The sequence below is a fragment of the Vibrio sp. R15-SG3-ISO1A genome (assembly GCF_059833955.1).
Map to the genome: position 1 here is coordinate 25,205 of NZ_JCBDGH010000047.1, position 13,861 is coordinate 39,065.

Below are 13,861 nucleotides of genomic sequence, written 5' to 3' on the forward strand. Positions count from 1 at the left end.
GTCGAACACCACAGAAGCGGACGTCTACATGCTAGTGATGATAGCAATCTGGTCATTTCGGACGGACACATATCGTGTCCGAACCGTAATGTTGTGCTCGTTGACATCATCTATCCTAGACAGTTTGCCTTTGCGTAACCATATCGCCAACATGGCATCGACCCCATCGAGCGACAACGAAAAACGCTTGGCAAGCTCGGCTTGGGTCACCGTACCATATTGATCAATGTAAGCTTTTAGCTCTGAGACGATCATGCGGTTTGCACCTCTAGCGACGCTTGCTCTCGTCTTCCCGCCACTTTAAGAGCACGCCAAACGCCTCCACTGACAACGACAATCCCCGCAATCCACACGCTGCTACTTAGAGGATGATCGGCAAAATGCGCCACTTGGTAATACAAGGCCGCGCTACCGTAAGCCAACCCCATCGTCCATACGGCAATAAAGCGCGCGTATCGAGCGCCAAATTCACGCACATACGCTCCCATCGCCGCCACACACGGTGTGTAGAGCAATATGAATACCAGATAGGCGAACGCTGCGTGAGAAGAAGCAAAATGCTGCTTTAAGTTACCGAAAATCGATGCGTCCACCGCTTGCTCTTCTGCCACCACTTCGGTGTCGGATAAATCTCCCACGGAAATGCCCAACGGGTCGCTAAAGCTCAGGCCAATCAAGTTATCGCCGATCGAGGCAAACGCCTCTTCCATACTGGCTAATAAATCATACTCACTCTCTTCACCTTGCGCGGGCGCGTAGAGGTTATTCAAGGTGCCGACCACCGCTTCTTTTGCAAAAATGCCGGTGATGATGCCGACGGTTGCCGGCCAGTTGTCCGCTTCAATACCGATGGGCTCAAATACCGGTGTGACCCACACCGCCGCTTGCGACAGTACCGAGTGCTCGCTGTCTTCATTACCAAAACTGCCATCAGTGCCGAGCGAGTTCATAAAACTCAAGATCGCGACAACCATGACAATGGTTTTCCCCGCGCCAAGCACAAAGCGTTTGAGCTTTTGCCAAGTTTTGATCAGCACATTTTGTACCGTCGGTAGCTCATAGTCCGGCATTTCCATCACTAAACTCTCACTCGAACCTGGGTAGAGCGTGTGCTTAAGTACCCAACCCGTCAACACTGCGGCGACAATGCCAAGTAAGTAGAGGGCGAAGACAATGTTCTGCCCACTTTGCGGGAAGAAAGCGGCAGCAAACAGCGCATAAACCGGTAGACGAGCCCCGCAAGACATAAACGGCGCCATTGAGGCAGCCAGTTTACGCTCTCGTTCTTGATCGAGCGTGCGCGTCGCCATAATGGAGGGTACGTTACAGCCAAACCCGAGCACCAAAGGCACAAATGCTTTACCCGGTAAACCGAGTTTTTGCATCACCTTATCCAGCACAAACGCAGCGCGAGACATGTAGCCTGAACTTTCCAAAATGGCGAGAAACAGATACAAACACGCGATCACAGGAATAAAGGTGGCGACGGTTTGTATACCGCCACCAATGCCATCGGCAAGTAAGGTCACCAACCACACGGGCAGATGATCATCGAGCAAATAGTGGCCGCCATCGACCAGCAAAGCGCCGACACCGATATCAAAGAAGTCGATAAATGCGCTACCGATGTTGATGGAGAACATAAACATCAAATACATCACAACAAAGAAAAACGGCACGCCAACCCACTTGTTGAGAATGACGTTATCAACATTTTGTGTGAATGAATGGCTTAACACTCCCTGGGCTCGACGCACCTGTTGGCACAATTGGTGAAGATAGGTATATTTGGTATCTGCCACCAGCAGATCAATATCCATCGTCAATTGACTCTGAGCCACATGTACCTTTTCTCTTGACGCTTGAGTGAGTCCGTTGAGCACCAAGCGGTCACTTTCCAACGCACGGATCGCCAACGCACGCGGATTCACTTCAGCCTGACTCGATAAGGTCGATGCAAGCGAATCAATCGCCGCTTCAAACGCATCACCGTAATTCAAGCAAAATGCTTTCGGCGCGATGCCTTGCACTAAACGTTTATGGATATGCGCCTTAAACTGTTCAACATCACCCTTTCGGTTGGCAGAGAGCGCCCAAACTGGGCAACCTAAAGCGCGTTCTAGCGCGTTGACGTCAATAGTTTGTCTGACTCGTTTTAGGGCGTCCATCTTATTGAGCACCACGATCATCGGTCGGCCGAGCTCGCGTAGCTGTAAAGTCATATAGAGGCTACGTTCAAGACAGGTCGCATCAACGACATTGATGATAAGATCCGCCGGATGAGTGAGCACTGCCCGAGATGCAATAGACTCATCAATGCTGTTGCCATCGTTCCCGCTATCAAGCGCGTAGATACCTGGCAGATCGGTTAAAGAGAAGTCGTCACCGGCATGGCGAAAGCGGCCGGTCTTTTTCTCTACCGTCACGCCCGCCCAGTTACCCACTTGCTGACGCGCGCCTGTTAAGCCGTTAAACAAGGTCGTCTTACCACTGTTTGGATTGCCGACAGTGAGAATTTGGTAATTCATGCGCGCACCTCTACATCAATCGAGTTGGCCATAGATTGACGAACGGCCAATGAGACACCGCGGACTTCAACTTGCAGTGGGTCTCCCATTGGCGCGACACGAATCAAGGTTACCGCCGTATTAGGCAGAAGCCCCATGACCATGAGTTTCTTGCGCACGTCTTTTGACATCTGACCAAAGCCAATGATGGTCGCGGTTTGACCCGGAGAAAGCTGAGATAATTGCATAACAGACCAATCGATATTGTAAATGAGAAATATTACTATTAGTTATTGAGATAATATCTCTCTCTACCCGGTCAGATATTGTCTGAAATCAATCTTTGCATTTTTGTCCTCGTCACTTTTGTTAATTTTCGCCTCGTCAATACCGTCAAAATGGGACACTTGTTCAGACTTCTCCCACATTCCACATGACAAAAAACCATCAGAAACCCACATAAAATAACCAAAATTCATGCACTTAAAACGATTGGCGCAATTCTTATAGTAAAATGGCGTTAATTTTATAAGTAAAATAAGTGCGGGTATTTATAGTGAACAGGTCGCTAGGGCACAGCCTGAAGTGACATTGAATTCCAGAGGTGGCGCAGCGCGCCACTCCGGCAGCAAGCGAAGGTGTCATTGACACCCGTGGTATAGTCCCCCCGGCTATACCACGTTATTTTTTTACTCTTCCCCCTGCCCTTCGACAAATTGAGTCGGCGACATTCCAAAGCGATATTTAAACCGTTGACTGAAATACGAGGGATCGTTAAAGCCACATTCAAACGCCACATCCGACACTTTTTCCCCCGCTAGCAAACGTCGACATGCATGATCGAGGCGTACTTCATTGAGATATTCGGTAAAAGTGGTGTGCTGATGGCTTTTTAAGCGGCGCTGAAGGCTGCGCTCTGAGACATAGAGCAATTGCGCCGCCTTTGATAAGCCAAAATCCGCCTCCGCATAGTGCGCTTCAACAATGGCTTTTAGCTTGGCGAACCAAGGGTCACTCTCTTTTTGCACAGAGTGCGGCAGTTGCGTGACGGCTGAGCGCTCAGTGAAGTGATCGCTCACTGGCCACGTAAACTCCTGCATATTGCGCTCTTTTGAGCAGTGAATCGTCACACTACCACCGCTCGCCTCAACCAACTGGCTCATTTTCATCAGGTAATCTTGGCCGAGATCCGCATGGTCAATCGACTCCCCTTGATCCAACACCGTCAAAGCAAGGCGCTCAACATTGTGGTCAATACGCATCATCACCGTCTGGTTGCGATAGCCGCGCTTAATGACATTATCAATCAGCACGTTAAGTATTTCGTCGAGGTTGAACGCATTTAGAGAGAGATAAACCGCTTGATCTTGTGGCCACTCAATATCCAAGCTCTGCCCTGATTTACGAATCTCTTCTTGCCAACCATCGATCGCCGCATGAAAAATGAGATTGAAGTGGTAAACCAGATCCGCCTCTTTATTCGCTTCACGGGCAAAAATCGACAACGCAAGTTCTTGACCGAGCCTATCAACGACAGGTTTAAACTCCGCACTGTTGTATGGCGGCATCGTCAACTTGCTCTGCAAACTCGCCACAGATTGGGCGTAAATAAGACGCCGAATGTGAAGTTGTTTCCTTAACTGGACATTATTCGCCAATAGCACTCGGCTTTGGTGTTCAAGCTGGTGGGTTTTCAGTTCCACTTGCGCTTTAAGCGCTCGGTTTGCTTTGGCCATTAGCCGCGATCGCCAATACACTATCCCGACGATACACATACAGAGCAACACCACGGCCGCCCCTATCGAGCTGTGCTCTAAGTACCAAGGCCTATTAACGAGAAATTGAAAGCGGTCTTCCTGACCGGTGCGTCGGCCGTTGTGTGTCACTCTCACGCTCAATTGATGCAAGCCGGGTAGCATGTGTTCGATGGTCAGCGTCACCCCCTCCAACACTTGCCATGCAGGCTCGTTATCTAAACGATACTCAATCTGCGCGCCACTCAACTGAGGCATCACACCAAATTGGAAGGAGAGTGACTCGCCAAACTCTGTGGTTAGTCTTCTATCCGGTGAATGGCCCAAAGCGACCCGTTCCTGACCAACGTTCACTTGACTGACTACGACACGACCAGATGGGAGCGCTTGACTTGCTAAACGCTCAGTATCCACCGTCATCAAATGATGGCTTGAGCCCATAAGCAAGGTGTGCTCGCGGCCAGATTTAGCGCCGCAAAGCCCAGTGACAAACTCATTATTCCTCAGCCCTAAAGGCTCGCCATAGTGCTCCTTGAGCTCCCCCGCCAATGTGTATTGCGACAACCCTGCGGACGTCGTTAGCCAGATACCTTGTTCATTACTCATCAAACATTTTGGCGAGATATGACCATCAATCAACGCTAGCGATTCGGTGATCCCTGTCGCCGTATCAACACGATAGAGCCCGTATTGACCAGCCACCCAAAGCTCATCATCTGCCACCTCAATAATGTGGCTCACGCCGCCGTATTGGCTGCTGTCATCAACAAACTTGATCACACCACGCTCGAGCAAATACAGTCCATGATCGGTGCCGATCAGCAAACGCTCACCGGCCGATTTGAGATACGTCAGTTGCGCTGGGAGGTACTGCGTTAACATCCAATCCGAGACAAAAACACGGAACAGTGCGCGCTCGGGATCATAGCGCCATAACTGCTGATCATTGGCTCCCCAGATATAGCCCTGACTGTCGACTTCAAGATACTTGGCAGCCGGCGCATTCGATACCCGTTGTGGCTCAGCAAGGCGACTGAGTGGCAAGGTGACCACGCCATTGGAGGTCGCGAGCCACAAGCTCTCTTGATGCTCCATCACATCACTAACAGCGCCTTGATACACTAATGTCCTCTGCCCTCCATCGGTAAGGTCCAGTTGATAGAGCCCGAGTGTCGTTAAGAGCCAATAACCTTGACGCTGCGCCATTGGCTCCAACATCAGGGGTTGCTCTCGCTCCGTTCCTTCGCTGAGCAATTGCGGATCAAAACGCTGGAAATTGGGGGAAAACAGGGAGTAATAGCGCACGCCCTTATCGGTTGCTAACCAAATACCGCCCGCTTCATCGTTGACGATCGAGTAGATACGCTCTCCATAAAGCGGGTGCCCGGCCAAACGCTGCGAGCCAAGACGGCGTTCAGCGCCATCGTTATGGGAGTAAATAATCAGGCCTTGCTCAGTACCAATCCAATACGCGTCGTCTGTTTCTGCCAAGCTCAGCACGTGCGAACCCGGAATGTCGGCGACCATTTGAGTAGGACGATGGATATTAAACACCAGCGCTCCCGACAAGGTCCCAACCACAATTTCGCCTCGCTTCGCGGAGTAATGGAGCTTTTCAATGTAATGCTGCTGCGAAAGTGGCACGTGTTCGAAATGACGTCGGTCGGAGACGTAGGCGCCCGCATTGGTGGCGAGCACCCATTTGGAGACGACAAATTGCGCATCATTGATGATGATGGTTGAGGATTGGGTAAACTGATACAACTCCATCAAAGAGAGCGTATCGAGTTCACCACTGGGGATATGGTAGGTATAAAAATAGCGTTCATCGGCCAACCAGACGTACCCTCCCGACGCGCCGATGGAATGAATGTCAGTGCCAGGAGTGAGGCTCAACACCAGTTCGCGCTCCTGATTTGGCAGCGTTCGATAGATTTCATTGCGAAAGAAAGACCAAAATGCATGGTCAGCGTACGCAACTTTATCGACATCATGCGTCAGCGCCGAGCCGACGTTCGGCGCCACGTTTTGACCGTCAAAAAAGAGGATTTGGGCGCGAACATCTTGCAGCCACAAACCGCCCCCCTCAGCAAGAAACAGCTGTTTGGCAGCAAAGACCTTACCCTGACTTTGACTGGGTAGAGAATAAAAGACCTCTGAAGAGGCCAATACAACGTGTGCGCTCAAACACAGCCAGAAAGCGATGAGTTGAGTCATCAGTTTTGATAAAGGGACGACGCGCAAAATACACCTGTTGCTATCAATGACGCACAGCGACAAGAGTCGCTGCGCAGTTATTTTGAGTCGATAATTATCTAACAACGCTGGGTCATTACAAGGTGTTTGCGTCTCACTTATCACATTCTTTGTGGCAAATCGCTGTGACCGAAAGCAAAAAGGGAGACACGTCGTCTCCCCTTTCCCTCGCTCTCTGCGCTGAGCGCGTTACGCCAAACGTCCGTTGCGCTGCGCTCTATATCTGAACATTCTTATATCTGAACGTCTTAGTCCGATAAGCACTGCTCAAAACTGTCCGCCATCTGCTGCATAAAGTTGAAATAACCGCCAGCTTCTACCACGATGTCTGCGCCGATGGGGTCAAGCACACCTTGATTAACGTCGGTATTTCGCGTCACGGACTCGACCACTGCAGGCGTATATTGTGGCTCAGAAAAGACGCATTTCGCCTCTTTCTTCGACAGTGCTTGCCTTATCGCAATCAAGCTCTTCGCGCCTGGCTTGCGCTCTGGGCTAACAGTGAAAAAACCCAATTGATTGAGGCCATAATCCTCTTCAAAGTAACCATACGCGTCGTGGAAGACATAGTAACCTTGATCTTTCACCTTGCTGAGTTGAGCGGCAATCTCATTGTGCTGCTGGCGCAGGCGCGCTTCAAACTGAGCAAGGTTGGCTTGATATGCTGCTTGCTGACTTGGGTCTACCTCAATCAACTTGGCACTGATCGCTTTGGCCACCTGAGAAGCCGTCTCCACGCCCATCCAAAAGTGGGGATCGTGACTGCCATGATCGTGACCGTCATGATCATGATGATCGCCCTGATATTCACGCAAAGGGAGATCGTCTATTTTGCTCAGTGTTAGCACGTTGTCACGCCCCTCCAGGATTTTGTCAAGGAAAGGCTCGAGTTCTGGGCCAAACCAAATAATCAAATCCGCTTGGTTGATTCGGCGCACGTCAGAGGGACGCAGCGCATAATCGTGCGGCGAGGTGTTGGCCGCCAATAAAACATCCGGCTCGTTGATGCCTAGTGTTAATTCATACGAAATTAATTGGATCGGTTTTATACTCGCGATAATATCGCTGGCCACGACACTCTTGCTGCTCAAGATAAGCAACAAGAGAGGAAGGAAACGTTTCATTTATGTACGACTGCTCTATAGCGTTGAGAAAGTATAAATGTTACATTATAACAATACTGAATTGCAAATGAGTTCTATTCATGTCGACTCTCGTCGAACTAGCTAATATTTCGGTCCAATTTGATGAGCGCAAAGTGCTCGATAAGGTCTCCTTGACCATCAAACGCGGCGAAATCACCACCTTGATTGGCCCAAACGGCGCGGGTAAATCCACCTTAGTCAAAGTGCTGCTTGGCTTGCAGAAGCGCTTTACCGGCCAGATCACACGCCAAAAAGGGCTGCGCACCGGCTACGTCCCACAGAAACTCAAGCTGAATGATTCGCTCCCTTTGACCGTTGAGCGATTTCTTAAACTAGCCGGGCGTTACAGCCAACAAGAGATCATCGACTCGCTCAAACTGGTGGGCGCAGAACACATGCTCATGGCCAATATGCATTCGCTATCTGGCGGTGAAACGCAACGCGTGTTACTCGCGCGGGCTCTGTTACAGCGTCCAGATTTATTGGTGCTTGACGAACCGGCGCAAGGGGTCGACGTGCAAGGGCAAATCGATCTGTATGAGCTGATTGATACGCTACGCCGCCGTTTTAACTGCGCGGTGTTTATGGTCTCCCATGATTTACATCTCGTCATGGCCAAGACCGACGATGTGATTTGTCTGCAACATCACATCTGCTGCTCCGGCGCACCTGCCGACATTGCACAGCACCCCAATTATATTGCGCTGTTTGGACAAGCTCAGCGTGAGTCACTGGCGTTTTATCACCACCAGCATGACCACCATCATCATGATTTATCCGGTCAACCCGTAGCGGGCGATGCAACGGCCTGTACTCACCATTCTCACGGACACCATCATCATGATTGAGTTTCTACTCCCCTCACTCTTTGCCGGCCTAGGTATTGCGGCGATCTCCGGTCCGTTGGGTTCATTCGTCGTGTGGCGAAAAATGGCCTATTTTGGGGACACCTTGGCTCATGCGTCGCTCATGGGTATCGCACTCGGCTTTTTGCTCAATATCAACTTGTATCTCGCCTTGGTGGTCTGCTGTTTGGCGCTCGCGGTGATTCTGGTCACGTTGCAACGCCAGCAGTTGGTCGCCACCGATACCTTACTCGGGATCTTGGCCCACAGTGCCCTATCACTCGGTTTGGTGGCCGTCAGCTTTCTTGATCACGTGCGTATTGATTTAATGAGCTACTTGTTCGGAGATTTGCTCGCCGTCACGCCCACAGATTTGATCTACATTTACCTTGGCTCTCTCGTCGTTGGCGCGGTGCTTATCGTCTTCTGGCGTCCGCTCATTTCTACCACCGTCAATGAAGAGTTGGCGGCTGTCGAAGGCCATAACGTCGATTTGATGCGCTTGATTTTAATGTTGCTGGTCGGCCTAGTGATTGCGATTGGTATGAAATACGTCGGGGCCTTGATCATGACCTCACTACTGATCATTCCTGCTGCGGCGGCAAGACGTTTTGCCAAAAGCCCAGAGCAAATGGCGTGCTTTGCATCGCTGATTGGCAGTGTCGCGGTGATCTGTGGGCTGTCGCTCTCTTGGCATTACGATACCCCGGCTGGTCCATCTGTCGTCATCTGCGCGACGACCTGTTTTATCCTCGCTCAGTTAAAACGTATTGATTAACCAATAGACTAAGCGCCGCGATCAGCGGCGCTTTACATTTTTTCTCCCCAAGTTTGCGATGGATCAAGCCTTTCGCATTTAGCTTAACCTTTCCCCACTAAGCGAGTCATCCCTGTCTACACTTAAGTAGGTAAGTTGCAGATTGCAGATTACTGCTTGTCCGAAGCTATGTGGCCGAAACTGAGTGTGCACACATTCAATACCCAGTGAGGCACAACAATCGGTTCGTTCTTGATTCATCGTTGGCGTTGATTTTGTAAGGGGGGCATCATGGAAAACTCAACACTGCATCGCCACTCTTCACTGGCACAAACCCATCACCTAAACGAGCAAATGACCGGCTTGTTGGAGCGTATGCAAGTTCACCATCCCGCTCTCGACCACTTAAGTTTTGCCCTGTATGACGACAGAGATCATTTGCTGCGCAGTTACGCCGACAGTACCTCGCTTTCGCTCAATATTACCCATTACGAAGCGCCACTAAGTTCATTACCGACGCTGCGCCAAAGCCTGCAATCGCGCAGCCCGGTCATTTTGACGCACCTAACAACATTGCGCCGCTCGCCGCATATTGAGTCTTTACTGCGCGATGGCTACCGATCTTCGGCGACCATACCAACCTTTATCCATGATCGATTCCTTGGGTTCATCTTCCTCAACTCTTATCAAGAGGGTGCGTTTACACCGGCGGCGCTCGATACCCTTAAGCCTTACTTGGAGATGATGAGGTTGTCGATTTTTTCTGAGTATCAGCTGGTGGATACCTTGATCAATTGCGCTTGCAAGCACGCTGCGCAGTTTCCGCTCTATCAACGAGAATCTCGGGCGCACAAACAGCGCGTCGCCAGTTTTACACATGTAATAGCAACGGGCCTTGCGCTCAAATACGATCTCGATGACGAAACCATTGAACACCTCAGCTTATTTTCGCAGTATCACGACATTGGCAAAGTCACGCTACCGGCAGAGCTACTGTGTAAACCCGGTAAGTTGACCGAGGTAGAGCTCGCCACACTCAGAGAACATGTTCAAGCGGGCGAAGCCATCATTCATGAGTTCATTGAGCAAGCGGGCGCAAGTGGTCACCCCAGTGCTGAGCTGTTTTTACACATCATTGCGCACCACTATGAGTTTCTCGATGGCTCTGGGTATCCTCGCCATCTAAAAGGCAATGAGATCCCTCTCGCCGCTCGTATTGTCTGCGTCGCAAATATCTTTGACGCTTTGATCACCCATCGCCCGTATAAACAGGCGTCGTCGATTCTTTACGCACTGCTAGAGCTGGAAAAGATGGTTCAGATGGGTAAATTGGATCATGATTGCGTCAATGCACTGCGCGAGCATCAAAGCGAACTAAAAGCGATATCAGAGCGCTATCCTGAACTCGACCCAAGTGAACGAGCGACGACAAATTAGTGACTTGGCTGACCAAACGACGCACGATCCCGTATAATTTTCATTCAACAATATAAAACCTTATCTTTCCTTGGTTGTTATTAGGCATCCAAAGCAGGATAATGTCGGGATCGGAATATCTAAATTATATAACTATGACCGAATATCTTTTGTTGTTGGTCGGCACTGTGCTGGTGAACAACTTTGTACTGGTAAAATTCCTGGGTTTATGTCCATTTATGGGGGTGTCTAAGAAATTAGAGACCGCTATTGGTATGGGGCTCGCGACGACGTTCGTGTTAACCCTCGCTTCCGTGTGCGCGTATTTAGTAGAAAACTACATCTTGCTGCCGCTTGGGTTGCAATACTTACGTACCATGAGCTTCATTCTTGTTATCGCCGTCGTCGTGCAGTTCACAGAAATGGTGGTACACAAAACCAGTCCGACACTCTACCGCTTACTCGGCATCTTCCTGCCGTTGATCACCACCAACTGTGCGGTGCTGGGTGTTGCCCTGCTTAACATCAATGAGAACCACAACTTTATCCAATCGATTATCTACGGCTTTGGCGCTGCTGTGGGTTTCTCTATGGTGCTGATTTTGTTCGCTTCGATGCGTGAACGTATTAACGCTGCGGATGTGCCAGTCCCATTTAAAGGGGCGTCCATTGCGATGATCACCGCAGGACTGATGTCTCTCGCCTTTATGGGCTTTACTGGGTTGGTGAAGCTGTAATGAGTGCCATCCTAATTGCCGTTATCGCGATTGCCGCGCTTGCTGCGCTGTTTGGCGCAATCTTGGGCTTCGCCTCCATCCGCTTCAAAGTAGAAGCCGATCCGATCGTCGATCAAATCGACGCGATTTTACCGCAAACACAGTGTGGCCAGTGCGGCTACCCTGGCTGTCGCCCTTATGCGGAAGCGATCGCCACAGGAGACGAGATCAACAAGTGTCCTCCCGGCGGTCAAGCCACCATTGAGAAGCTGGCGGATTTAATGGGTGTCGAAGCGACAGAGTCTGCGCATGACCTAGATGAAGCCGTCAAAAAAGTCGCCTTTATTCATGAGGATATGTGTATTGGCTGCACCAAGTGCATTCAAGCCTGCCCGGTTGATGCCATTGTTGGCGGCACCAAAGCGCTACATACCGTGATTAAAGATGAATGCACTGGCTGCGATTTGTGTGTCGCGCCGTGCCCAACGGACTGCATTGAAATGATTCCTGTAGAAAACACTACAGCGAACTGGAAGTGGCAACTGGACGCCATTCCTGTTGTTGATATTACCGATTCTGCCTCCGCGCAGAAAAGCGTGAATTAAGGACTGGTATGTTGTCATTAATCGAACAAATTAAATCAGGTACGCTGTGGCAGTTTCCTGGGGGAATTCACCCACCAGAGAATAAACAGCAGTCGCTGGGCAGTGAATTGGTTCGCGCCTCGTTGCCAACTGAAATTGTGCTGCCTCTCAAACAGCACATCGGCAAAGAAGGGACCTTACTGGTTGATATCGGTGCGCACGTCTTAAAAGGTGAGCCGTTAACCAAGTACGACGTCACGTTCACGTTGCCCGTGCACGCGCCCACCTCAGGCACCATTACGGCGATTGAGCCTCGTACCACCGCCCACCCTTCCGGTTTGTCGGAGACCTGCATTGTCATTCAACCCGATGGCAAAGATACCTGGTATGACAAAGCCCCTTGGCCTGATTTCAGCCAACACTCTCCAGAAGCTCTGATTGAAAAGATCCGCCTAGCGGGGATTTCTGGTATGGGAGGCGCTGGCTTTCCTACCGCGAAAAAGATTCAATCGGGCCTCTCGCGTACCGAGATTTTGATCATCAATGCCGCTGAGTGTGAACCCTACATCACCGCCGATGACACCTTGATGCGAGAGTTTGCACAAGAGGTGATCACGGGCATCGAGATTGTCGAGCATATTCTCAAGCCTAAGCTGACCGTGATCGGCATTGAAGACAACAAACCTGAGGCGATTGCAGCCTTAGAAGCGGCAGCGCAAGACAAAGACCTGATCATTCGTGTCGTACCGACTAAGTACCCCTCGGGCGGTGAAAAGCAGCTCATCAAACTGCTGACTAACAAAGAAGTCCCCGCCGATGGCATCCCAGCGGACATTGGGATGATGGTACAAAACGTTGGATCGCTGTACGCCATCAAACGCGCCGTTGTGGATGGTGAACCTTTGATTGAGCGCATCGTTACGTTAACGGGCAATGCATTTCGTCAACCACGCAACGTCCTTGCGGCTTTGGGCACCCCAGTTCAAGCGCTGCTCGACGAGTTCGGCTATCAAGCAGATAAGCGCCTACCTCGATTGATCATGGGTGGGCCAATGATGGGCTTTACCTTGCCGCACGCCAATGTGCCCATCACAAAAACATCTAACTGTATTCTTGCCCCAACTCGCCGCGAGATCGCCCCTGCGGGTACGGAAATGGCGTGCATTCGCTGTGCTCAGTGCGCTGAGGTTTGTCCCGCGTCACTATTGCCTCAACAGTTGCAGTGGTATGCGAAATCGCAAGAGTATGAAAAATGTGAAGAGCTCAATCTAAAAGACTGCATTGAATGTGGCGCTTGTGCGTACGTCTGCCCTAGCGAGATCCCACTTGTGCAATATTATCGCCAGGCCAAAGCGGAAATACGCACGCGCAAAGAAGAAGCGCAAGCAGCAGAGCGCGCCAAACTCCGCTTTGAAGAGAAAAAAGCGCGTATGGAACGTGACAAAGCCGAACGTGAGAATCGCTTCAAAAAGGCCGCGGATGAACGTCGCAGCGAGATGAAAGCCACTGGAGGAGATGACGCCATCGCCGCCGCCATCGCGCGTGTGAAAGCGCAAAAATCCACAAGCGAAGACAGCAAAACCAAGCCAGCGGTCGCCGCCGCGATTGCCAGAGCCAAAGCGAAACAAGAAGTGGCTAGAGAGCAAGCGACAAGCAGCAGCGACCAACCGGACAACACGGAAATGGCCAAGTTGCGAGAAGAGCGTAAGCGTCAAGCCCGCGAGAAAAAAGCGCAGAAAGCGCAACAAGAAACCACTCAAAGTGCTGAGCAAAGCGAAACAGACAAATCTTCCGCCGTCGCCGCTGCTGTGGCCAGAGCGAAAGCGCGCAAAGCCGCATTAGCAAGTAACAGTAGCGAAGAGACACCTGAAGAGCACAAGC

The 13,861-nt window shown here is 50.8% G+C and carries 11 protein-coding genes; 6 read left to right on the top strand and 5 right to left on the bottom strand.

Features of this window, described 5'->3' with window-relative positions; all coding sequences use genetic code 11:
- Nucleotides 1-24: 24 nt before the first annotated feature.
- From AC6R0L_RS07040 to znuA, 5 genes are all read right to left on the bottom strand, one after another.
- Nucleotides 25-255: a FeoC-like transcriptional regulator gene (locus AC6R0L_RS07040; RefSeq protein WP_500625763.1), complete on the bottom strand. Its 231-nt coding sequence runs from the start codon at nt 253-255 to the stop codon at nt 25-27.
- On the bottom strand, nt 252-2,528 hold the full coding sequence (gene feoB / locus AC6R0L_RS07045) for a Fe(2+) transporter permease subunit FeoB (RefSeq protein ID WP_500628711.1): 2,277 nt from the start codon (nt 2,526-2,528) through the stop codon (nt 252-254). Before feoB ends, AC6R0L_RS07040 begins: the two co-directional genes overlap by 4 nt.
- A complete protein-coding gene (locus AC6R0L_RS07050; RefSeq protein WP_334551126.1) occupies nt 2,525-2,755 on the bottom strand; it encodes a FeoA family protein in 231 nt (76 codons plus the stop codon). The genes feoB and AC6R0L_RS07050 overlap by 4 nt, the downstream gene beginning before the upstream one ends.
- 441 nt (nt 2,756-3,196) lie before the next feature.
- Nucleotides 3,197-6,478, bottom strand: coding sequence for a helix-turn-helix domain-containing protein (locus AC6R0L_RS07055; protein WP_500628712.1), 3,282 nt, complete (start codon nt 6,476-6,478; stop codon nt 3,197-3,199).
- A gap of 287 nt (nt 6,479-6,765) precedes the next feature.
- Nucleotides 6,766-7,641 carry a zinc ABC transporter substrate-binding protein ZnuA gene (gene znuA / locus AC6R0L_RS07060; RefSeq protein ID WP_500628713.1) on the bottom strand — a complete coding sequence of 292 codons (876 nt, stop codon included), beginning with the start codon at nt 7,639-7,641 and terminating at the stop codon, nt 6,766-6,768.
- 80 nt (nt 7,642-7,721) lie between these two features.
- On the opposite strand from znuA, the gene znuC reads away from it, so the two are divergent.
- The 6 genes from znuC to rsxC form a co-directional block, all read left to right on the top strand.
- Complete coding sequence (znuC, locus tag AC6R0L_RS07065) at nt 7,722-8,510, top strand: zinc ABC transporter ATP-binding protein ZnuC (RefSeq protein ID WP_500628714.1); 789 nt, start codon at nt 7,722-7,724, stop codon at nt 8,508-8,510.
- Nucleotides 8,503-9,285: a zinc ABC transporter permease subunit ZnuB gene (znuB, locus tag AC6R0L_RS07070; protein WP_500628717.1), complete on the top strand. Its 783-nt coding sequence runs from the start codon at nt 8,503-8,505 to the stop codon at nt 9,283-9,285. The genes znuC and znuB overlap by 8 nt, the downstream gene beginning before the upstream one ends.
- Before the next feature lie 270 nt (nt 9,286-9,555).
- Nucleotides 9,556-10,701, top strand: coding sequence for an HD domain-containing phosphohydrolase (locus AC6R0L_RS07075; RefSeq protein WP_500628715.1), 1,146 nt, complete (start codon nt 9,556-9,558; stop codon nt 10,699-10,701).
- A 134-nt stretch (nt 10,702-10,835) separates the two neighbouring features.
- The gene (gene rsxA / locus AC6R0L_RS07080) at nt 10,836-11,417 is read left to right on the top strand and encodes an electron transport complex subunit RsxA (RefSeq protein ID WP_334551133.1); all 582 of its coding nucleotides are present in this window, start codon (nt 10,836-10,838) and stop codon (nt 11,415-11,417) included.
- Nucleotides 11,417-12,001, top strand: coding sequence for an electron transport complex subunit RsxB (rsxB, locus tag AC6R0L_RS07085; protein WP_334551134.1), 585 nt, complete (start codon nt 11,417-11,419; stop codon nt 11,999-12,001). The genes rsxA and rsxB overlap by 1 nt, the downstream gene beginning before the upstream one ends.
- Nucleotides 12,002-12,009: 8 nt before the next feature.
- On the top strand, nt 12,010-13,861 hold a 1,852-nt coding region (rsxC, locus tag AC6R0L_RS07090), incomplete at its 3' end, for an electron transport complex subunit RsxC (protein WP_500628716.1).